Source organism: Acinetobacter sp. ANC_7654 (assembly GCF_056779855.1).
In genome coordinates this window covers 408,015-429,783 of record NZ_JBWYIR010000001.1, presented here as the reverse complement: position 1 = coordinate 429,783, position 21,769 = coordinate 408,015, and the positions used below count along the sequence as shown (strand labels likewise).

Below are 21,769 nucleotides of genomic sequence, written 5' to 3'. Positions count from 1 at the left end.
CGCTACATGATGCTATCGATATATTTTTCTATATCGGTATGCTTGTAGCGCATACACAATTTGTTTTCATAGTTCATCAAATGAACATAAAGTTGCGCATTTTTTTGTTTTTGTTCAATCAATAATTGATGCTGCTTTGAGTTTTTGGATGAAAAGATTAGTTTTAAGTAAAGCTTAAAATTTTGTTTATAACTCCAGAAAGCCACTCTACGAATTTCTTGAATGTAGTAATAGTTTTCTTTAGAAGTATTTTCTCGGAATAAATTCTCTTTATAAAATTTAACGAAACCAAAATTCATAGCGAAATAAAACAAAATTCCCTGTAAGAACCAACTTTCCATAAAAGCGATATTTAAACTTTGTAAAAGAATGAGGATGGTCAGTTTGAATGGGGTATTTTTAAGTTGCTGGTAAGTTGAGATGCTACTATGCTTGATCTGTTTGAGGATGATTGGCGTAATCAGCATAAAAAATAACATGATACACAACACAGCACTCCCGCCAGATTGAAAGCCTTCTAAAAAAACAATGTGTTGTTTAAGCAAAAGGGTTAACAAATATGAGCAAGGGAGGAAAATCATTAATGCAAGTGCAAGCGGGATCAGTTCTTTACGCTCATCTAGAATCCCTTTGGTCTTTAACTGACTATAGAGCAAGAAGTTTTTTTTAAACGCTTGAGGATATTGTTGTTTTAGTTCTTGGAGATATTGAGCAACTTGCTGATTTTGATTCATTTGAATATGAAATTCTGAAGATGAGTGATTATAGCAGATGAGTTTAAAGAAAATGCAGACATAAAAAAACCAGCTTACGCTGGGTTCTTTATTTACACCATTATTCTCTATTAGAAGAATGGTGCCCGAGGCCAGACTCGAACTGGCACGCTTTGTGGGCGGGGGATTTTAAATCCCCTGTGTCTACCGATTTCACCACTCGGGCTTAACAAGATGGAGGCGGAGGTCGGAATCGAACCGGCGTACACGGAGTTGCAGTCCGCTGCATGACCACTCTGCCACCCCGCCATGTCTTGTTGATGCGTATATTAACAAGCTCTGAAAAAAAAACAATAGTGCTTTTATTCGTATGTGCAGAAAAACAGCATATAACGGAAATTATTTAAAATATTCATGTAGAATGTGCGAAATTGATTCATATCAACACTTGGGAGATGTGCCGTGGCATTAGTTTTAGATGGTCGTGCATTGGCAAAACAAATTGAGGCTGATTTGTTAACTCGCGTAGAAGCGTTAAAAGCAAAATCAGGACGTACTCCAATTCTTGCGACGATTTTAGTAGGTGACGATGGTGCATCTGCAACTTATGTGCGTATGAAGGGTAATGCATGCCGCCGTGTTGGTATGGATTCACTTAAAGTTGAACTACCAAAAGAAACGACGACAGAACAATTGCTTGCTGAAATTGAAAAACTCAATGCAAATCCTGATGTTCACGGTATTCTTTTACAACATCCAGTACCTGCGCAAATTGATGAGCGAGCGTGTTTTGATGCGATCTCACTTGAAAAAGATGTGGATGGTGTTACTTGCCTTGGTTATGGTCGTATGGCAATGGGTGAAGCGGCTTACGGTTCTGCGACACCTGCTGGTATTATGACGATTCTGAAAGAAAACAACATCGAAATCGAAGGTAAGCATGCGGTTGTTGTAGGTCGATCTGCAATTTTGGGTAAACCAATGGCAGCTATGCTTCTCGAGGCGAATGCTACTGTAACGATTTGTCACTCTCGTACACAAGACCTTGCTAGCTTTGTGAAGCAAGCGGATATCATTGTGGGTGCAGTGGGTAAAGCTGAATTGATTCAAAAAGATTGGATTAAACCTGGTGCAGTAGTTGTTGATGCTGGTTTCCATCCACGTGATGGCGGTGGTGTGGGCGATATTCAACTTGTTGGTATTGAAGAAATTGCTTCAGCTTACACACCAGTACCGGGTGGTGTAGGTCCAATGACAATCACAACGTTGATTCGTCAAACTGTAGAAGCGGCTGAGAAAGCACTAGGTTAATTTAATCCTCCCTAACCCTCCTTTTTCACAGTAGGGGATAAACTTCAAATCTAAAATTGAAGTGCCTTTTTTTTCTAAAGAGGGTTAGGGAAGATTCCTGAAAGATATAAATACCAATTAAAAGAATCTAAATGAGCTGTACTTTCCAATTTCCTAAAGCGCCTGAACATTTACTAAAAGCCTTACATGATGTGATTCCACATTGTGAACTTCATGCACAGCAATTGCCTGATACACCAATTTCACTTTGGCTCATTCCACCCGTTTTTCCAACCGATAAGCTAGATGATGAAGTTATTCGTCGAATTTGGAATGATACTCCATATTGGATTTTCTGTTGGGCATCAGGTTTAGCAATGTCACAATGGTTATTGGCTGAACCGCATCATGTGAAAGACAAAGTGGTTTTAGACTTTGGCGCAGGTTCAGGCGTAGTTGCGATTGCGGCGAAAATGGCTGGGGCAAAACGTGTCATTTGTTGTGACATTGATCAAGTTAGTTTGGATGCGTGTCGTGCCAATGCTGAATTGAATGATGTTGAGCTTGAATATTTGGATGACTTATATAAAGCTGAGCAAGTTGATATCTTGTTGGCGGCTGATGTGTTATATGATCAGTGCAACCGTTTCTTCTTAGATGAGTTTTTAAAATTTGCACCCGAGGTATGGGTGGCGGATAGTCGTGTGAAAAACTTTAGTCATCCGAAATATGAAAAGCTTGATGAGCGCAGTGCAACTACATGGCCAGACTTAGATGAATCACCTGAATTTAGAAATGTCAGTTTTTATAAGACACTCAATGAAGTACATTGAGTGTCCTAAGTTTAGAGTGTGCAGTTAAAGCGAACGACTTGTAAGAGACTAGGCTTAGTTTCTAAAGAAAGACGTGTATTGTAGTCTTCATTGCTGTATAGGCTTTGAGTGTTTGAGAGTCCGAATGATGTTTGTGATTGACCAATTTGAACTTGTTGAGTTTCTTGAGTTTTATAATTGGGATTAGCAATTTCATTTACACTCAAAATAGTGGTTTTGTATTGTTGAGTATGTCCTAAAACTTGTTGGCAAGTGCGTTGCAATTTGTGTTCATCAATATTTTGGTTGGCACGTGCAGAGAGGGTATACGAAATAGTGGCAGAATTCTCTGATTTATTTTCAATTTGATATCCTGTAGCTCCATTGTGCTGTCGCGGAACAGATTGACAGGCTGTAAGCATAAGGGCGATTAAACAAGAGCCAATCATTTCTATTTTTTTCATTATTCGATCCTAATAAGCTGTTTAAATCAGTATGCCATAAGTGTGACAACTTATTAGTACTAATAAACGTTACTAAATACACTTTATTCAGTTTGTTTGAAGTAAAAAAAAGGTCACCGAAGTGACCTTTTTTCTCATCATGCTTAAGCAGATTTAACCGCTTCTAAAAGCTCAGCTTGACGTTTTTTCAACGCTTCTGGTAAACGATCACCAAGTTTGTTAAATAATTCAGTATGGCTTTCAAGTTCTTTGATCCATTGCTCTTTGTCTTGAGAAGTCACAAGGTCAAATTGCTCTTTCGTAAAGTCTGAACCAGTCCAGTTCAACTGTTCGTAAGTTGGAACACGACCAATTGGAGTTTCAACAGCGTCAGCACGACCTTCACAGCGATCGATAATCCACTCAAGAACACGCATGTTTTGACCGAAACCAGGCCATACAAAGTTGCCTTCAGCATCACGACGGAACCAGTTCACGTTGTAAATACCAGGAAGCTTGTTACCAGCAGCTGCAGCTTTCTCGCCAACTTTCTCACCCATTTCTAACCAATGTGTGAAGTAGTCAGCCATGTTGTAGCCAGCAAATGGAAGCATCGCAAATGGATCGCGACGAACAATACCTTGTTGACCAACAGCAGCAGCAGTTGTTTCAGAACCCATCGTTGCAGCTTTATAAACACCGTCAACCCAGTCAAATGCTTCTGAAATTAGAGGCACTGTGTCCGCACGGCGACCACCAAAGATGAACGCAGAGATTGGAACACCTGCTGGATTTTCCCAGTCAGCATCAATAGAAGGGCATTGACCAGCTGAAACTGTGAAACGCGCATTTGGATGAGCCGCTTTTTCTTCACCAGTGTGTGGTTGACCTTTCCAGTTAGTTAGGTTAGCAGGCGCTTCTTTAGAAAGACCTTCCCACCATACTTCACCGTTGTCAGTCACAGCAACGTTTGTATAGATCACGTCTTTATGAAGCGTAGCCATACAGTTCGGGTTCGTCTTCGTGTTAGTACCAGGCGCTACACCGAAGAAACCTGCTTCAGGGTTGATTGCATATAAGCGACCATCTTCACCTGGTTTGATCCAAGCAATATCGTCACCTACAGTTTCAATTTTCCAACCTTCATAACCTGCTGGTGGAATTAACATTGCAAAGTTTGTTTTACCACAAGCAGATGGGAATGCAGCTGCGATGTAGTGTTTTTCACCTTGTGGATTTGTCACACCAAGGATGAGCATGTGTTCAGCTAACCAGCCTTGTTGACGACCCATGAATGATGCGATACGTAATGCTAAGCATTTTTTACCAAGCAATGCGTTACCGCCGTAACCAGAACCGAATGACCAAATTTCACGAGTTTCTGGGTAATGCACGATGTATTTTTCTTTGTTGCAAGGCCAAGCAACGTCTTTTTGACCTTCTTCCAATGGTGCACCTACAGTGTGTACACATGGAACAAATTCGCCATCAGTACCTAGAACGTCATAAACGGCTTTACCCATGCGAGCCATTTTAGACATGCTGACTGCAACATAAGGAGAGTCAGTAAGTTCGATACCAATGTGAGCAATATGAGAACCTAAAGGACCCATAGAGAAAGGTACAACGTACAAAGTACGACCTTTCATAGAACCGTCAAATAAACCGTTTAATTTTTCACGCATAACCGCTGGAGCTTCCCAGTTGTTAGTTGCGCCAGCATCTTCTTTGTTTTCAGAGCAGATAAAAGTACGGTCTTCAACTCGAGCAACGTCAGAAGGATCAGAGTTTGCAAGATATGAACCAGGGTGCTTTTCTTGGTTAAGCGCTTGCATTGTGCCGTTAGCGATCATCAAGTCGATATAACGTTGATATTCTTCTGCGCTACCGTCACACCATTCAATTTTTGCTGGTTTTGTTAGTTTAGCAATCTCTTCCACCCAAGCAATAAGCTTAGGGTGACGAACGAATTCTGGTGCGTTCACTTGGGTCATGGTGAGGCCTATATCAAAAGTGTACAATGTGGTGTACAAATAATATCTAGATGCTGGTTTGCAGACTCTAGATTCAGTATGAAAAAAAAGTGGCTGTATTAAAGCATATTTTCATAAAAAAAATAAGACCAAAGGCTGAAATACCGCTTAAGACTTTGATGGTATTAAGTGTATGTAATCATTATATATTTTTTTTAAAAATGAATGATTTCTTTTTCATGTTTAATTTTTATGTTTAGTATTTTTAGTTAAAATATTTATATTAAACATTAGTTTGGTTAAATTTTGAGATCAATTCTCATCATCGAAAAATCAAATGAACGTCATTTAAAAATTACATAAATTGGCTTTTAATTGAGTAGTAAATAGACGAAATTTTAAAGTAATTCAATTTTTAAAGCCATAAAATGAATTCAATGCTTAAGCCTTTGTCTATGATTTTTAATGAAAAATCTGGATTTCATGCCACCAATAATGATCAAATTTATGAGCAACTCATGCGTTATTGGACAGATCTAGGTTTTGAAATACAAGTTTTTGATATTGCATCAGAAATGAGTATTCAAGCACTCATCGAAAAAGTTCATCTTCGACATTTAAATCATGATAATCAGGGGGTAATTGTGGTTGCCGGGGGAGATGGAACGTTAAATTCTGTGGCTAATTATTTATTACATCAAACCATCCCTTTGGCAATTTTACCTTTAGGCACATTCAATTATGTTGCACGGGTTTTAAATATTCCTTTAGATATTCTCGAAGCTGCAAAACTTGTGGTTGAAGGTAAGCCTAAAGCAGTGCATGTGGCAAAAATTAATGATGCTATTTATCTAAATAATGCGAGTTTGGGTCTTTATCCATTGTTTATTAAAAAAAGAGAGTTATATAACCAAAAACTAGGGCGTCTACCATTACATGCCTATACTTCTGGCTTAGACGTGTTGATTCGTGATCGTAAAGAATTAAAGTTAGAAATTGAGGTGGATGGTGTAAATTATGCAGTTAAAACCCCTTTATTATTTTTAGGTAATAACCAACTTCAATTAAAAGAAATGAACCTCAATATCGCTAAAACGGCAGAAGAGGGTCGGGTTGCGGGAGTTGTACTTGCTCGCACGGATAAGCTGAGTATTTTTAAAACACTCATCCAACTCGTTCGTGGAAAATTAGATCAGGCAGCAGACGTATATAGTTTTAGTGCGGATCATGTGCGCATACGTTCTCATCAAAAAAAGATGACTGTAGCAATCGATGGAGAAATTATTCAACTGGATTCACCATTAAATATTCATGTTGAAAGAAATGCACTGACCTTAATGGTGCCACAATGATTTTACATTTGTCTGATTTGCATTTTGGGACTGAGCAACAAGATTGCTTAGATGCAATTACTCACTTTGTTGCAGAACATTTGATCGAAGCTGTTGTGGTCAGTGGTGATCTCACTCAAAGGGCAAGATTTTCACAGTTTTATCACTGCAAAAAATTTCTAGAAGAACTTAATGTTCCTTATATTGTGATTCCGGGTAATCACGATATTCCTTTGTTTCATTTATGGCGCAGATTTTTAAGTCCGTTTCATCGGTATAAGTTGTTTTTTGGTGACATGGAACAGACCTTAGAAACTGAGCATTTTTATATTATAGGAATCAATACAATTCACCCTAAGTACCATACCAAAGGTCGTATTACTGAGTTTCAAATTCAGGATGTTGATCAAAAAATTAAGGAAGCTCCTCAAGATAAATTAAAAATTCTGCTTACGCATCAACCTTTCTATAGTGGTGATCACGGTATAAATATGTCTAAAGATCGTCCTAAAAATACTGAAAAAGCCCTAAAGACATGGGCAAGCTCAGGGTTGAATGCAATTCTACATGGTCATTTACATGTATCTGCTGTTTATGATCTGAATAAGATTTTCCAACTTAATGCTCAACATCCAATATTGGATATTCATGCAGGTACCGCTACGTCACATCGTTTACATCATGACTTTTCTAATAGTTTTAATCTAATTGATGAAAAACTGAAGGTGCGTGAATATCGCTTTGATTCGAGATTCAAGAAATTTTATTTAGTTGCAAATCGGAATGAAGGCTAAATTATCGAAATGCCTAAAAAAAATACAAAAAATTAAATTTTTTTTCATTTTCCCCTTGAAGCAATTTTTTCCATCCCCACAAAAGTGACATCAAATAATTTTGGTGGTGATCTAAGGAAATTAAGATCACGACTATTAATCAAAAGACTTAGTCTGATGGAGTATTTTTATGAGCAACATTCGTCCATTACATGACCGTGTAGTAATTCGTCGTGTTGAAGAAGAAACAAAAACAGCTGGCGGCATTTTATTGCCAGGTTCTGCTGCAGAAAAACCTGCTCAAGGTGAAATTATTGCAGTTGGTAATGGTCAGATCACTGACAATGGCGTTCGCGCTTTAGATGTAAAAGTAGGTGACAAGGTATTGTTTGGTACTTATGCAGGAACAACTGTGAAAGTAGATGGCGAAGAACTATTAATCATGAAAGAGTCAGATATTTTAGCTGTTTTAGAAGGCTAATTGATTCTTTTTAATACTACTCATTTAATCAATCAGATTTAGTAATTTTAATAATATTCGGAGTCAAATATGTCAGCTAAAGACGTTAAGTTTGGTGATTCAGCTCGCACAAAAATGATTGCAGGTGTGAATATCCTTGCAGATGCGGTTAAAGTTACACTTGGTCCTAAAGGCCGCAACGTAGTTATCGATCGTTCATTCGGTGCGCCACACATCACTAAAGATGGTGTTTCTGTAGCGAAAGAAATCACATTAAAAGACAAGTTTGAAAACATGGGTGCTCAACTTGTTCGTGAGGTTTCTTCTAAAACAAATGACATCGCAGGTGACGGTACTACAACGGCAACTGTTTTAGCTCAAGCAATTTTGAACGAAGGGATCAAGTCAGTAACTGCGGGTATGAACCCAATGGACTTGAAGCGCGGTATTGATATTGCAGTTAAAGCTGTTGTTGCAGATATTAAAGCAACGGCTAAACCAGCATCTGATTCTAAAGCGATTGAACAAGTGGGTTCGATTTCTGCGAACTCTGATACGACTGTTGGTTCACTGATCGCTCAAGCGATGGAAAAAGTGGGTAAAGAAGGTGTAATCACTGTTGAAGAAGGTTCAGGCTTTGAAGATTCTCTAGATGTTGTAGAGGGTATGCAGTTTGACCGTGGTTATATTTCTCCATACTTCGCAAACAAACAAGATACATTGACTGCTGAATTGGAAAACCCATTTATCCTTCTTGTTGATAAGAAAGTAAGCAACATCCGTGAGTTGATTACTGTTCTCGAGGCAGTTGCGAAAACAGGTAAACCACTTCTTATCATCGCTGAAGATGTTGAAGGTGAAGCACTCGCAACGCTTGTTGTAAACAATATGCGTGGCATCATCAAAGTATGTGCTGTTAAAGCACCAGGCTTCGGTGATCGTCGTAAAGCAATGCTTCAAGATATCGCGATCTTAACTGGTGGTACTGTGATTTCTGAAGAAATCGGTATGCAGTTAGATCAAACAACACTTGAACATTTAGGTACTGCACACAAAGTAACTGTATCTAAAGAAAACACAGTGATTGTTGATGGTGCAGGCGATGCGAATCAAATTGCTGAGCGTGTTCAACAAATTCGTGCGCAAATCGAAGAATCAACTTCAGAATACGACAAAGAAAAACTTCAAGAGCGTGTTGCTAAATTAGCAGGCGGTGTAGCAGTGATTAAAATCGGTGCTGCAACTGAAGTTGAAATGAAAGAGAAGAAAGATCGTGTAGACGATGCTCTTCATGCAACTCGTGCTGCTGTTGAAGAAGGTGTTGTTGCGGGTGGTGGTGTTGCATTAGTACGTGCAGCTAAAGCACTTGACGGTGTAACGGGTATTAACGATGATCAAAACGTAGGTATCAACATCCTTCGTCGTGCGATTGAAGCGCCACTTCGTCAAATCGTATCTAACGCAGGTGACGAACCATCTGTAGTGATCAATGCAGTTAAAAATGGCGAAGGCAACTTCGGTTATAACGCTGCGACTGGTGAATATGGCGATATGCTAGAGATGGGTATCCTTGATCCAGCGAAAGTAACTCGTTCTGCTCTTGAACATGCTGCATCTGTTGCGGGCTTAATGTTAACAACTGAGTGCATGATTACAGAGATCCCAGAAGATAAACCAGCTATGCCTGACATGGGCGGTATGGGTGGTATGGGCGGTATGATGTAATTCATCCCACAGCCTAAAAAATCCCCGCATTAAGCGGGGATTTTTTTGTCATCTGTCTGATAAATATTTGAATACTATTGTAAATATTGAATAAAAGCCTAGTAGAGCGCTAATCTAAAGGAACATTAACACCATGATTGGGGGGGATGATGTTAACTGTTCAAGAAAATCAAATCATAGAAGAAATTTATGAGGCTGCCTTAAAGCCACATCACTGGGAAAATGTTTTAAAACAGGTCGTGGAATTTACACAGAGTTCAACGGCGATCTTTACTTACTTTGATCAGCTTCGGCCCGAACAAAATTTTATTTACACCATTAATATCCCGATTGATGGAATTCAAAATTATCAAACGTATAACTTAGATGTCGTAGACATGCGTATTCATGGTGAGTTAATGAATATCTATGGATTAGAGCATGCCTATCAAATTGATTGTCGATCATATGCTGAAACAGATAATGGGGATTTGAAAAGCTTTTATGAATATTGTTTAGTTCCTTCAAACATCTGTTATCTCAGTGGGGTATTGCTAGAGTATGGAAAATATAAATGGGGCGTACTTGCGGTACATCGACCATCAGATGCAGTTGCTTATGATGCTGCTGAATTACAAAGTTTAGAAAGACTCGCAAAACACTTTAGAAGAGCAATTCAAATTCATCGACAAATTAAGCATCTTCAACATGATAGAAGTAATTACACCGAAATTTTAGATAAGTTGAATGTGGGTGTACTCATCATTCAATCTGATTTAGAAGTTAGATTTGTGAATCAGTATGCGAAGGATTGTTTGAATGATACGAGTATGATTGAAATAGATTTGCATAATAGATTAAAAATCATCGAACCTTATAATACTCAATTAAAGAAATTGGTGCAGAGCACATTCAAAAAGAATGAGTGTCATTCATTAGAGAGGCTTGATCAAGATCAAGTTGGGGGTGCAATGCAATTATACAGTGATGGACATCAATCATCGTACTTAATCACAGTCTCACCACTTAAGGTGCTGTCAGATTCAATGATCTTAGACAATAATCAAATTGCATTATTCTTATCAAAAATGCAGGATCGAAAACGCTTGTCTAAAACATTACTGAAGTCAACATTTCAACTGACAGCTCGAGAAATTGAAATTTGTCAGCATTTTATGGACGATCAGCATCTTGAAAATATTGCTTTGAAATGTGGGATTACGCTGAGTTCACTGCGGACATATCTGAAAACGATTTATCAGAAGTTAGGATGCTCCTCACAAGCTGAAATGATGCGGATTTTGATCGAATTTATTGATGCTTTTCAACATATTGAATAATCCCCCTTTAACGAAGATGTTGAAGGGGGATAAAATTAATTCATTCTGGTCAGTGTAAATGTGCCTTCATCTGCTACGGTAAAGCTTAAACTTTGAGTAGAAATTTGTAATGGTAAGCCTAAATGCGCGTCTGTATTGGATAATCCAGCACAACCATTTGTATCAATGCTGAGGGGCGTGGTAACAAAGAGCTTGTTGTCGCGTAATTGATAACGACCATACTCAATACCAGGGCCACCACAAGGTCCGTCATATGGATCTGGTTGATCATCGCCAATAGCATCTACCATAATGAAAGTGTTATTAGAATTAAATACGAAAATTTGTTTACCACTTGAGGACTGCCATGCGCCTACAATTCCACTATTATTTCGAGGAACTCGCGTAAATTCTGCACTTTCATCAAGATTATTATCATCAAAAATTTTGAGTTTAGAACCATTAAAAGATAGCCTTAATGAACGTGATTCCCCATCATCGAGAAGTCCCCAATCTTCATTTGTGTCAATCACAGGCGTAGTACTATCTATGGAAGAAGTATAAAAGCTACCACTCAAAGCATCTAGATTAATCTTGGCGTATTCCATGCCATTTGAAGAACTATTGGGCTCACTTGGGATTGGTTCACCAAGCATATATTCGCCATTCTCTCCAATAAATAACACAATTTCAGACTCATTGTTTTTTGCATACCATACGCCTTGAATGTCTTTGAGCAGTGAGCTGCTAAAATGTTCTTTAGCTTGCTCTTCACTGACTACTGTATTGGAGGCAATTTCAGGAATATTGATAATTTGAGCTTGAAGTCGCTCTCTAAAATCACTTGTCGTGTTGCTGAAATCAATCGCTGAAGGCGAGAGAGTTGAAACATCATCAGGGATTTGTATGGTCTCTTTATCCTCATCGATATCCAGTGATTGTAAAAAAATCAGTAGATTGATAATTCTCTTGTTACGTTCATCTGCATTTAAATCTTCATCCACGAGTTCATTTGGTGTCACACGAGCTAAACCTTGTACAGTACCAATTTCGATATCACCAATTTTAAATGTAATGACATCTCCATCTTGATATTCAAATTCCCCATTTGCATTGGTTTTCTTCGCATTGTCATTATTGCCATTCACGATATACGTCGCACCTGCTACTGGGCTGTCAGTCAGTATTCCTATTTTAATCTGATCATCATTTTTTGCGGATTTATCCGAACCACCACAAGCTGCTAAACAGGTACTGAGCGCCAGTGTTAGAAGAGCTTTTTTCATCATTTCCCCCAAATCATTCGTATTTTTGTACCTCGAATATAGTTTTAAAAAATTGAATATGACTATCCTCAAATTGGGAGGGGGTGATGGCATTAATGCTGCGTAATTTTAGAAGTTTTTTACTTTTGAGAAATTGCGCATATTTTTTTTGAAGGATCTGATAAGCGGTTCATAGGTGAGGGCTTCATATTCTCTTCTTAATTCAATCAATGTTGATCGTTTCTGTTATTAGTTCTTGTTTTTTTATTCATAGTCACTGAATATCAATTAAATTTTTATATATTTTAATGAAAACACTTTCTAGAATTCTTTTGACGGCTTAACGACTATGTTATCTAAGTTCTTTATTGAACGACCTATTTTTGCTGGCGTACTTGCGATCATTGTCATGGCAATTGGTATATTTGCGGTGATGAGCTTACCGGTAGAACGCTATCCTGATATTGCTCCGCCAAGAATTACTGTATCAGCAACTTACACAGGAGCTGATGCCGAAACAGTTGAGGAAAGTGTCACACAGGTCATAGAACAACAAATTAAAGGAATTGATAACTTACTTTATTTTAGCTCTACCAGTAATGCATCTGGGAATAGTCGAATTAGTTTAAGTTTTGAAAACGGAACTGATCCAGACACAGCACAAGTCCAAGTTCAAAATAGCATTAATGGGGTGATCAATCGTTTGCCTGAAGACGTGCAGCGTCAAGGGGTCAATGTCTATAAATCCTTAGGTGACACCTTTATGGTGGTGGGGTTATATGACACTACGAACCAAAGTAATAATATTGCGTTGTCAGATTATTTGGCTGATCACATTGAACCAGAAATTGCGCGTGTAGAAGGTGTTGGTGAGGTTGATGTCTTTGGTTCTCAATATGCCATGCGTATTTGGCTAGATCCGAACTTATTGAAACAATATCAGTTGATGCCTAGTGATATTCGTGCCGCAATTGAAGCACAAAATACACAAGTTGCTGCAGGTGGAATCGGAGATTTACCGACAGTAGCAGACCAGTATCTTAATGCAAAAGTTACCGCTGGATCACGACTAAGAACAGTCGATGAATTTAAAAATATCATTGTCAAAGCGACCCCTGATGGAAGTTTTATTTATTTAAAAGATGTAGCACGCATTGAGTTAGGTGCTGAAAATTATCAAGCTTTTAATACCATTAATGGATCACCTTCAGCAGGCTTGGCTGTTTCAATGTCATCTGGTGCGAATGCTTTGGCAACCTCTGCAAAAATTAAAGAAGTCCTTGAAGACATCAAGAAAAAACTTCCTGAAGGCTACCAAATTGTCTACCCACGAGATAACACGCCGTTTGTTCAAGAGTCCATTAAAGAAATTGTAAAGACCTTAGTTGAAGCCATTATCTTGGTCGTGTTGGTCATGTTTATCTTTTTACAAAGCTGGCGCGCAACACTTATTCCAACGGTCACGGTTCCAATTGTTATTTTGGGCACTTTCGCCGTCTTATTTGCGCTCGGAATGACCATCAATACATTGACACTTTTTGCATTAGTTCTTGCGATTGGATTACTTGTAGATGATGCAATTGTGGTGGTCGAAAATGTCGAACGTTTAATGCATGAAAAGAGGCTATCTGCAAAGCAAGCGTCTATCTTATCTATGCAAGAGATGACGGGGGCTTTAATTGGAATTACAGTGGTGCTAACTGCAGTATTTATTCCCATGGCTTTTTTTACAGGATCGACAGGGGTTATATACCGTCAGTTTTCAATTACCTTGATTGCAGCCATGTCACTGTCATTATTGGTCGCGTTAATTCTCACACCAGCATTGTGTGCGATTATTCTTAAACCTAAACAACAAGAAGCAAAATGGGCGACATGGTTTAATACAAAAATGGAATCATTACGATTGCATTATCTAAAGTGGGTTGAAAAAAGCCTGTCACTAAAATGGATCGTTTTAACCAGTTTTGCTGGGTTAATTGTGATTTTTGCTTTGTTTTATAAGTCGCTTCCAACCAGCTTTATTCCAAGTGAAGATCAAGGTTTTATCAGTGTCCAATTCAGTTTACCAGAAGGCGCACCTATGACAGAAAGTCAGCTTGTTGGTGAAAGTATTCGAGAGTATTTTCTTGAACAAGAAAAACAGAATGTTAGGTTGGTTCAAATTCGTTATGGACGAAATTTTTCAGGAACGGGTCAAAATTTAGGAACAGGATTTGTAGCATTACATCATTGGGATGATCGTCCAGGTGAGGCAAACTCTGCACAATCCATTCGTGAACGAGCGATGGAGTTCTTTAGAAAAGACAGTCGCGCTCGGATTATGGTGAGTTTGCCAGGTTCTGTAAGTGGTCTTGGCGATACAAACGGCATCGAGTTTTGGCTGCAAGATTTAAATGGACAAGGACGACAGTATTTAGAAGATCAATTTCAAGCGCTAGAACGACAGGCAATCAACTTCACGACTTTTGAAAATTTGGGCAAACGCTCTAATCCAGATAAAGCCAAATTGAAAGTGAATATCAATCAAAAATTAGTGATGGCGAATGGTCTTTCACAATCTGCGATTAACAGCACTTTGGCTGCAGCTTGGGGTGGTTCTTATGTGAACGACTTTATTGATCGCGGACGTATTAAACGCGTCATGATGCAGGGGGATGCCGAGTATCGTTCAAAGCCTGAAGATCTCAATTTATGGTCTGTACGAAATAATCAAAATCAAATGATTTCATTTGGTAATTTTGCCACTGTGGATTGGGATGGAGGCCCTGATGTGGTGACTCGTTTCCAAGGTTATTCCGCGCTACAAATGGAAGCAGACACTGCAAAAAATGTGAGCAGTGGTGCTGCAATGCGTGATATCAAGTCTATGGTTGATCAATTGGACGGGGTTGGGCTAGCGTGGAGTGGATTATCGTTTCAAGAGCAACAATCGAGTACACAAGCCATTTGGCTTTATCTCATCTCTGTTGGCTTTATCTTTCTATGTTTAGCTGCCTTATATGAAAGTTGGTCGATACCTTCTGTTGTGATTGCTGCTATTCCATTGGGTATTGGCGGTAATATTATTTTTAGTTGGTTGGTCGGATTTCCAAACGATATTTACTTCCAAATTGCGTTACTTACGACGATTGGGTTGTCATGTAAAAATGCCATCTTAATTGTTGAATTTGCGGCAATGGCTCAGGAGCGTGGAGCTAACGCGATTGCTGCTGCTTTACAAGGTGCAAGTTTGCGCTTACGTCCAATTTTAATGACCTCGCTTGCTTTTGGTGCAGGGGTTATACCTTTGGTATTTGCTTCAGGTGCGGGTGCTGCCAGTCGTCAAGAAATTGGTGTCAGTGTCCTTGGTGGGGTAATTTTCGGCACAATTTTAGTTCTAGCCTTTATTCCCTTTATGTTTGTTATCGTTCGGAATATTTTCAAATATAAATCAAAATCAGCATCTGAAACTTAATGTGGTATCCGCAGTATAAAGAGTATGGTACTGCGTTTGATTTAATCCACTTTTAAATATCAGTTTTTGACAAGATCAATACGCACTAACATTTTCAATTAGTGTTAGCATGCCTTGCGTAATTCTAAACGATAATAAATGAAGCGATTATGGATCAAATTAAACAAGATCATAAAATTGAAGCATTACAACAAGCATTGATCAATTCTGATGTCGCTCAGATTGATCATATTGCGGATACGATTAATCCTGCAGATTTGGCTTTGTATTTACAGCAATTAGAAATTGATCAACAAATACAACTTATCCACCATTTAGAAAACGCAGCATATGTATTTGAGTTTTTGCCACTCAATCATCAAGTACAGTTGGTTAAAAAAATGGACGGTAAAAGTACAGTCCAGTTAATTCGTTCAATGCATTCAGACGCTCGAACAGATTTGTACAAAGCTTTACCGGATCAAATTAAAACATTTATTTTTGCGAATTTAGATCGAGAAACGAAGCAGCAAGTTCAATCTTTGGCATTGTATGCTGAGGAAACAGCTGGTGCGATCATGACATCTGATTATGTCACTTTGCCATCAGACATCTCAATGCAACAAGCTTTAGAGATTTTGCGTCATTCCGCCAAAGATACTGAAACCTTATATCTGATCTATATTACCAATCAATTTCAGAAACTTGAGGGTGTAATTTCTCTTCGAGAAATTGTGCAAGCACCTTTGGATAAAACAGTCCAAGAAGTCATGACCACTGAGGTCATTTACGGACGGGTAGATGAGGATCAGGAATCAGTGGCAAAAAAATTAAGCCACTATGATTTTATCGCCTTACCCATTTTAGATCATGATGATCATCTACTCGGTATCGTCACTTATGATGATGCTATGGATGTATTCCAAGAAGAATTTACCGAGGACTTTTTGAAAAGTGGGGCGGTAGAGCTTAAAGAAAATATCAGTATTCGTTCAGCACCAATATTATTTTTATTTAGACAACGTGTTTTTTGGCTAGTGTTTCTGGTCTTTGGCAGCCTACTTTCGAGTATTGGGATCGCCCATTATGAAGACATCATTGCTGCGCATATTGTTTTGGTCTTCTTTTTACCGCTATTGGTTGGGAGTGGTGGTAACGCAGGCTCCCAATCTGCAACCTTGATGGTTCGAGCAATCGCAACTGGTGATGTAAAAGCCAAGGATTGGTTTGTGTTGCTTGGTCGTGAAGCGATGGTTGCTCTATGTTTGGGTGCAACGATGGCTGCAGCTGTTTCAATTCTTGGCTATATCCGTGGAGATATGATGGTCGCTTTAGTGCTTGCGATCAGTATGATGGGTATTGTCATGATGGGCTGTATGATCGGGATGAGTTTACCATTTGTACTCAATAAACTAGGACTCGATCCCGCAAGCGCATCTGCACCCTTGGTCACTTCAATATGTGATGCAACTGGTGTATTGGTCTATTTATTTATTGCTTCACAACTCTTATTCTAAGGCTATGACTGATGGAGTATCTTTGCAGGATGTTGCTTAAATGACAAATAAAAATAAATTAACCCAAGCTGAAGTCATCAAAATGGAACGCGATCTTGCCAAGTTCGCAAACATGATGGATTCCGTCGTAAGAATTCCATTCACTAAACAAGGGGTAGGGGCTGATGCAGCATTGAGTACGATTCCTGTGGCGGGTGACGTAGCTGGATTTGTACTTACGTGTTATGCAGTATTACAAGCTCGAAAAATCGGTGTGCCCCAATCTAAATTGAATGGCGTGCTTAAACTTGCTGTGATGGATGGTGTAGTAGGTTTAATCCCTGTTGCAGGTACACTCTTTGATGTGTTTATTCGACCGAGTCGCAAGGCTTTAGATGTGGTTCATGATCATATTCGTGAAGAGTATCAGATTCATTCAGACCATCATGTGGTACACCCATTTTTACATGAAAACTTAGAGCGTAAACAGCAGAACTCTGCCTTCTGGCGAAATCCTGTCGTGGCATGGATTTGGATTCATATTCCTGATTTACTGGGTCTTCTGTTTTTAATTATTTTTGGTGTTGCCTTATGGTTTGGTGTAACGTTCTTATGGCAATGGTTTCAATCTATTTAAAGTGTTATAGATTGAGTCCAATAAAAAAGCCTCCCTATGGAGGCTTTTTTTAGATGCAGATTAAGGACAATCAAGTTGTTGTAATGCTGCTACACGTTGCTCAATTGTTGGGTGTGTTTGGAAGAGTGCAGCAAGGCTGAATCCTTCTTCACGACCAGATGAAATTGAGAAAGCTTTCATTTCTTTAGGCATTTGATCTGGCATTTCAGTTTCTGCTTGCAAGCGAAGTAATGCACTGATCATGGCTTGTTTACCTGCTAAACGCGCGCCAGCCTCATCAGCACGATATTCACGATAGCGAGAGAACCACATCACAATTGCCGAAGCAAGAATACCGAATACGATATCTAACACGATTGTAATGAGGAAATAGCTCCAGCCCGGTGCTTCACCTTCTTCACGACCAAATACATTGCGATCTACAAAGTCGCCGACGATACGCGCGAAGAACATCACAAACGCGTTGACTACACCTTGTACTAAAGCAAGGGTGACCATGTCACCATTAGCAACGTGACCAATTTCATGCGCCAACACTGCACGTAATTCATCTTTATTCATGCGTTCCAATAAGCCTGTTGAAACAGCGACTAAAGCATCGTTTTTGTTCCAACCAGTTGCGAAAGCATTTGATTGATAAGATGGGAAAATACCAACTTCTGGCATTTTAATACCAGCACGTTGAGAAAGTTGTGCCACTTCATTGAGTAACCATGCTTCCGCTTGGTTGCGTGGAGCATTGGGATCAATTAACTCTGTACCTGTGGTTTTCTTTGCAATCCACTTTGACATGAATAGGGAGATTAAAGAACCCACCATACCAAAGACAAAACAGATCACAAGTAAATTGCCAAGATTCAAGCCACCCGCGCCATGGTAACTACCGACACCGAAGAGTGACAAGATTATGCCAGCTACCACCAGTACCGCGAGGTTGGTCAGCAAAAACAAACCAATCCGCATCATCGAGAAAATCCTCTTATAAATAAAATTTAATAAGCTTTTTGAATTAAAAAACCTACGTCAAATATGCTTTCGAATAGGGAAAATTTCAAGAAAAAAATAAAAAATATAACGAAAAAAATTGAGATTAATTCGAAATATAGATCTTCGCTGATGCTGTGGCATTATTTGTAGAATATGAACCAGCTGGTGCGTCAGTAAAACTGCCATCAGCGGCCACAATAATTTGGCGAGGAGGTGACTTTGGTTTAGATGGTGCAGTCACTTGAGCTGATAAATTCTGATTGTTATAGCTCGGTGAACTTAACTTAGAGGATGCTGAAGCTGCATAACTATTGGTTGGATTTGAGCCTACACCATTGGCGTATAAATTATTGTAACGACTGAGTACACGTCTGACATAGTCTTGAGTTTCACGAAAGGGCGGAATTCCACCATATTTAGCAACATTTCCTTCGCCAGCATTATAACCCGCTAATGCCAATTGCGTATTGCCATTAAAGCGTTTCAATAGCCAAGCCAAATATTTTGCACCAGCGAAAATATTTTGTTCAGGATCATATGCATTATTGACATTAAATCGTTGTGCAGTCGCAGGCATCAATTGCATAAGACCCTGAGCACCAACAGGGGAGCGTGCATGTATATTAAAACCAGACTCTGTGTGCATCACCGCTTTAATGAGTCCTTCAGAAATGCCGTGTCGTTGAGCTGCTTGGCGAATATAGCCATCAAAGGCATTTCGATTTTTACTATGGCTTGGGAGAACAGATGCTTCGTTGCTTCCCCAATTGCTGTAACTATGAATATTGCTATCTGGATAGTAGGTTTTCTTTTCAACTTTAAGATGGTTGTATTTGTTTTTGCGGTTGGTCAGTACGGTAGTGCCGTTTGAATCTTTCAGCTGATAGATTGTTTGACCTGCAGAAGCCTGTGGCGAGAATATTAGAAAATTCACACACCCAAATAACGCTATGACTTTTATTTTATTTGTAGTTTTCATCATTCGAACACTATTTTTGTCCCTAAATGATATGTGGGTGATTTTCTGCAATGGAGATGTCTCTCGACTATGTAATGTTTTTTAACAATTCGTTGTAAAAAAATCAAGTCTTAATTGTTGGCTTAATATCCAAAAAAATTATTTATTTTTATTTATAAACAACTGCTTGACACATATAAGTTATTGAATTTTAAGGATATAGAATAGTGGTTAAAAAATGATCAATCTAAGGGAAAGCACCATCTTATCTTGCCAAAACTTTGTCAACCCCTAAAAAGTCCACAATTTTATCCACAGGTTTTGTGGAAAACTGTGGAAAAGTCCAAAAGATAAGCAATTCGACTAAAAAATGAACCCAAGCGTCCATTTTAGATGTGTGAATAAGACAGTGTTATGAAAAAATAAAAATTAGATGTAAAAAACAGATTCTTTAGATGCGATTAAGCACTGAATCGGCTAAAATTGCGCAGTATTTTTTTTATGGTTAATGTCGTCTATGTACTCGCCAGTTGAATCCAACCAAGGATTTAATTTTAAGCCAGAGCCACCTACAAGTTCTGCATATTATCGTTTATTAAAAAAACTTCGTCGTCAAGTAGGTCATGCAATCCGTGACTACAAAATGATTGAGGATGGCGATAAGGTCATGGTATGTATTTCAGGTGGTAAAGATAGCTATACCATGCTGGACATTCTCCTGCAGTTTAAACGCATAGCACCAATCAATTTTGATGTTGTAGCTGTGAATCTTGATCAGAAACAACCAGGGTTCCCTGAGGATGTATTACCCCGTTATTTAGAAGAAAATAACATTCCGTACTACATCTTAGAAAAAGATACATATAGCATTACCAAAAAGCTTACACCTGAAGGTAAAACCTATTGTGCAGTGTGCTCACGCTTGCGCCGTGGTTCTTTATATGGTTTTGCTCAAGAAATTGGCGCGACCAAAGTTGCTTTAGGTCATCATCGTGATGATATTATGGCAACGTTCTTCTTGAACCTATTCCATGGCGGTAGTTTAAAGGCGATGCCACCAAAACTACTTTCATCGGATAAAAAGAATATTTTGATTCGTCCTTTGGCGTATGTTGAAGAGAAAGACATCATCAAATACGCTGAAATGCGCAAATTCCCAATTATTCCATGTAACTTGTGTGGTTCGCAGGAAAACTTACAGCGCGCAATCATCAATGATATGTTGCGTGAATGGGATAAAGCTCATCCAAAACGTTTACACAGCATTTTTGGCGCGTTACAGAATGTCTCGCCATCGCAATTGGCTGACCGAGATCTTTTCGATTTTGAAGCCTTAGATGGACAACGTGAAGTTGATTTTGATGTAACTTGTTCAACAGCCGAAGGGGACACACCAAATAAGCGTATTAGCATGGTCAATCTCGGTTTTGCTGCTGAGTAATTCGTCTTAATAAAAAAAGCACTTTTCGAAGTGCTTTTTTTATTTCTTAGATTTTTACATTTTAATGAAGGTGTTGAGTCGATTTACAAAATGATGTTTTTTGTCACTTTAGGTCGTAGTACCGATACAAAAAATCATTGACAAACTTGTGAAAAAATAAAGATTTGATGATATTTAGGCGATTAGTTTTATTTACAAAAAAAATCGAACGCAGAGTACAAAAAAACGTATCGCATTTGGAAAATATCATGCTATAACTCTCTCAAGCGTAAAGCTTCTACATGTTGTTATCTTGGATAGGTAACGCAATAAATTGAATAAATACATCGAGGAAAGAACATGCCTGCATTTTTAACTGATGATTGGTTTGCAAACGTTGAGAAACTTACAGCTGAAGCTGGTGATTTGAACTTACCACCATCATTAGCAAATCTAGCATTGAATCTTGTAGTAACAGGTAGCGAAGGAACGACTGAATTAGCGCTTGATAGCGGTAAGATCCAAAAAGGCGCTTCTGCGAATGCTAAAACAACTTTAAACTTAGATGCGGATACTTTACGCAAAGTATTCTTAGAGTTTGACATGGCTGCTGCTATGCAAGCATTTATGACTGGTAAAATCAAAGTTCAAGGCGATATGTCTCAATTGATGGCTTTACAAACAGCGAAGCCAAGCCAAGAACAAAAAGATTTGTTCAAAAAAGTTTTAGAGCAAACTACTTAAGACTTTTT

At 38.7% G+C, this 21,769-nt stretch carries 18 protein-coding genes and 2 tRNA genes; 12 read left to right on the top strand and 8 right to left on the bottom strand.

The features are described from left to right. Positions 1–2: 2 nt before the first annotated feature. The 3 genes from AC1M86_RS02080 to AC1M86_RS02070 form a co-directional block, all read right to left on the bottom strand. Positions 3–734: a hypothetical protein gene (locus tag AC1M86_RS02080; protein WP_180028125.1), complete on the bottom strand. Its 732-nt coding sequence runs from the start codon at positions 732–734 to the stop codon at positions 3–5. A 119-nt stretch (positions 735–853) separates the two neighbouring features. Beyond that, positions 854–939: transfer RNA gene (locus AC1M86_RS02075), tRNA-Leu, on the bottom strand. Between the two features lie 9 nt (positions 940–948). Next, positions 949–1,022, bottom strand: a tRNA-Cys gene (locus tag AC1M86_RS02070). Positions 1,023–1,175: 153 nt separating this feature from the next. Here AC1M86_RS02070 and folD point away from each other — a divergent pair. Then, positions 1,176–2,024, top strand: a complete 849-nt coding sequence (folD, locus tag AC1M86_RS02065; RefSeq protein WP_481595648.1) for a bifunctional methylenetetrahydrofolate dehydrogenase/methenyltetrahydrofolate cyclohydrolase FolD — start codon at positions 1,176–1,178, stop codon at positions 2,022–2,024. Positions 2,025–2,155: 131 nt separating this feature from the next. Continuing rightward, entirely contained in the window at positions 2,156–2,836 is a 681-nt protein-coding gene (locus tag AC1M86_RS02060; RefSeq protein ID WP_179998521.1) for a class I SAM-dependent methyltransferase, read from the top strand. 11 nt (positions 2,837–2,847) lie between these two features. Here the strand turns inward: AC1M86_RS02060 and AC1M86_RS02055 are convergent, their stop codons facing one another. Together AC1M86_RS02055 and AC1M86_RS02050 are read right to left on the bottom strand one after the other, a co-directional pair. Further along, positions 2,848–3,279 (bottom strand): hypothetical protein, encoded by a 432-nt coding sequence (locus AC1M86_RS02055; RefSeq protein WP_481607128.1) that lies wholly within the window; start codon positions 3,277–3,279, stop codon positions 2,848–2,850. Between the two features lie 143 nt (positions 3,280–3,422). Beyond that, positions 3,423–5,252 carry a phosphoenolpyruvate carboxykinase (GTP) gene (locus AC1M86_RS02050; protein WP_481588545.1) on the bottom strand — a complete coding sequence of 610 codons (1,830 nt, stop codon included), beginning with the start codon at positions 5,250–5,252 and terminating at the stop codon, positions 3,423–3,425. 407 nt (positions 5,253–5,659) lie between these two features. Between AC1M86_RS02050 and AC1M86_RS02045 the strand changes: the two genes are divergently transcribed. The 5 genes from AC1M86_RS02045 (at position 5,660) to AC1M86_RS02025 (ending at position 10,839) form a co-directional block, all read left to right on the top strand. Continuing rightward, positions 5,660–6,583, top strand: a complete 924-nt coding sequence (locus AC1M86_RS02045) for a diacylglycerol/lipid kinase family protein (RefSeq protein WP_481607127.1) — start codon at positions 5,660–5,662, stop codon at positions 6,581–6,583. Continuing rightward, positions 6,580–7,356: a metallophosphoesterase family protein gene (locus AC1M86_RS02040; protein ID WP_481607126.1), complete on the top strand. Its 777-nt coding sequence runs from the start codon at positions 6,580–6,582 to the stop codon at positions 7,354–7,356. Before AC1M86_RS02045 ends, AC1M86_RS02040 begins: the two co-directional genes overlap by 4 nt. Before the next feature lie 169 nt (positions 7,357–7,525). Then, positions 7,526–7,816: a co-chaperone GroES gene (locus AC1M86_RS02035; RefSeq protein WP_004810787.1), complete on the top strand. Its 291-nt coding sequence runs from the start codon at positions 7,526–7,528 to the stop codon at positions 7,814–7,816. 69 nt (positions 7,817–7,885) lie between these two features. Further along, positions 7,886–9,520, top strand: a complete 1,635-nt coding sequence (gene groL, locus AC1M86_RS02030) for a chaperonin GroEL (RefSeq protein ID WP_035266940.1) — start codon at positions 7,886–7,888, stop codon at positions 9,518–9,520. Between the two features lie 149 nt (positions 9,521–9,669). Further along, on the top strand, positions 9,670–10,839 hold the full coding sequence (locus AC1M86_RS02025) for a LuxR C-terminal-related transcriptional regulator (RefSeq protein WP_481607125.1): 1,170 nt from the start codon (positions 9,670–9,672) through the stop codon (positions 10,837–10,839). A gap of 35 nt (positions 10,840–10,874) precedes the next feature. Here AC1M86_RS02025 and AC1M86_RS02020 read toward each other — a convergent pair whose 3' ends face one another. Then, positions 10,875–12,104, bottom strand: a complete 1,230-nt coding sequence (locus AC1M86_RS02020; protein ID WP_481607124.1) for a hypothetical protein — start codon at positions 12,102–12,104, stop codon at positions 10,875–10,877. Between the two features lie 328 nt (positions 12,105–12,432). Here AC1M86_RS02020 and AC1M86_RS02015 point away from each other — a divergent pair, with 328 nt between their 5' ends. The 3 genes from AC1M86_RS02015 (at position 12,433) to AC1M86_RS02005 (ending at position 17,652) form a co-directional block, all read left to right on the top strand. After that, entirely contained in the window at positions 12,433–15,540 is a 3,108-nt protein-coding gene (locus tag AC1M86_RS02015; RefSeq protein ID WP_481607123.1) for a multidrug efflux RND transporter permease subunit, read from the top strand. 158 nt (positions 15,541–15,698) lie between these two features. Then, complete coding sequence (mgtE, locus tag AC1M86_RS02010) at positions 15,699–17,036, top strand: magnesium transporter (protein ID WP_481607139.1); 1,338 nt, start codon at positions 15,699–15,701, stop codon at positions 17,034–17,036. Between the two features lie 40 nt (positions 17,037–17,076). Continuing rightward, positions 17,077–17,652 (top strand): DUF4112 domain-containing protein, encoded by a 576-nt coding sequence (locus AC1M86_RS02005; protein WP_035266953.1) that lies wholly within the window; start codon positions 17,077–17,079, stop codon positions 17,650–17,652. A 60-nt stretch (positions 17,653–17,712) separates the two neighbouring features. Here AC1M86_RS02005 and htpX read toward each other — a convergent pair whose 3' ends face one another. Next, entirely contained in the window at positions 17,713–18,618 is a 906-nt protein-coding gene (gene htpX, locus AC1M86_RS02000; protein ID WP_035266954.1) for a protease HtpX, read from the bottom strand. 124 nt (positions 18,619–18,742) lie between these two features. Then, positions 18,743–19,600: a lytic transglycosylase domain-containing protein gene (locus tag AC1M86_RS01995; protein ID WP_481595671.1), complete on the bottom strand. Its 858-nt coding sequence runs from the start codon at positions 19,598–19,600 to the stop codon at positions 18,743–18,745. Between the two features lie 514 nt (positions 19,601–20,114). Between AC1M86_RS01995 and ttcA the strand changes: the two genes are divergently transcribed. Together ttcA and AC1M86_RS01985 are read left to right on the top strand one after the other, a co-directional pair. After that, on the top strand, positions 20,115–21,038 hold the full coding sequence (ttcA, locus tag AC1M86_RS01990; RefSeq protein ID WP_035266955.1) for a tRNA 2-thiocytidine(32) synthetase TtcA: 924 nt from the start codon (positions 20,115–20,117) through the stop codon (positions 21,036–21,038). A 339-nt stretch (positions 21,039–21,377) separates the two neighbouring features. Beyond that, on the top strand, positions 21,378–21,761 hold the full coding sequence (locus AC1M86_RS01985; RefSeq protein ID WP_092765941.1) for an SCP2 sterol-binding domain-containing protein: 384 nt from the start codon (positions 21,378–21,380) through the stop codon (positions 21,759–21,761). Positions 21,762–21,769: the final 8 nt, after the last annotated feature.

Bases quoted from the DNA above. Each gene is read 5' to 3' on its own strand.
- AC1M86_RS02080 (WP_180028125.1), bottom strand. From the start codon at position 734: ATGAATCAAAATCAGCAAGTTGCTCAATATCTCCAAGAACTAAAACAA.
- AC1M86_RS02040 (WP_481607126.1), top strand. From the start codon at position 6,580: ATGATTTTACATTTGTCTGATTTGCATTTTGGGACTGAGCAACAAGAT.
- AC1M86_RS02025 (WP_481607125.1), top strand. From the start codon at position 9,670: ATGTTAACTGTTCAAGAAAATCAAATCATAGAAGAAATTTATGAGGCT.
- AC1M86_RS02020 (WP_481607124.1), bottom strand. From the start codon at position 12,104: ATGAAAAAAGCTCTTCTAACACTGGCGCTCAGTACCTGTTTAGCAGCT.
- groL (WP_035266940.1), top strand. From the start codon at position 7,886: ATGTCAGCTAAAGACGTTAAGTTTGGTGATTCAGCTCGCACAAAAATG.
- AC1M86_RS02035 (WP_004810787.1), top strand. From the start codon at position 7,526: ATGAGCAACATTCGTCCATTACATGACCGTGTAGTAATTCGTCGTGTT.
- AC1M86_RS02015 (WP_481607123.1), top strand. From the start codon at position 12,433: ATGTTATCTAAGTTCTTTATTGAACGACCTATTTTTGCTGGCGTACTT.
- htpX (WP_035266954.1), bottom strand. From the start codon at position 18,618: ATGATGCGGATTGGTTTGTTTTTGCTGACCAACCTCGCGGTACTGGTG.
- AC1M86_RS02060 (WP_179998521.1), top strand. From the start codon at position 2,156: ATGAGCTGTACTTTCCAATTTCCTAAAGCGCCTGAACATTTACTAAAA.
- AC1M86_RS02045 (WP_481607127.1), top strand. From the start codon at position 5,660: ATGAATTCAATGCTTAAGCCTTTGTCTATGATTTTTAATGAAAAATCT.
- AC1M86_RS02005 (WP_035266953.1), top strand. From the start codon at position 17,077: ATGACAAATAAAAATAAATTAACCCAAGCTGAAGTCATCAAAATGGAA.
- ttcA (WP_035266955.1), top strand. From the start codon at position 20,115: ATGTACTCGCCAGTTGAATCCAACCAAGGATTTAATTTTAAGCCAGAG.
- AC1M86_RS01985 (WP_092765941.1), top strand. From the start codon at position 21,378: ATGCCTGCATTTTTAACTGATGATTGGTTTGCAAACGTTGAGAAACTT.
- AC1M86_RS02050 (WP_481588545.1), bottom strand. From the start codon at position 5,252: ATGACCCAAGTGAACGCACCAGAATTCGTTCGTCACCCTAAGCTTATT.
- AC1M86_RS02055 (WP_481607128.1), bottom strand. From the start codon at position 3,279: ATGAAAAAAATAGAAATGATTGGCTCTTGTTTAATCGCCCTTATGCTT.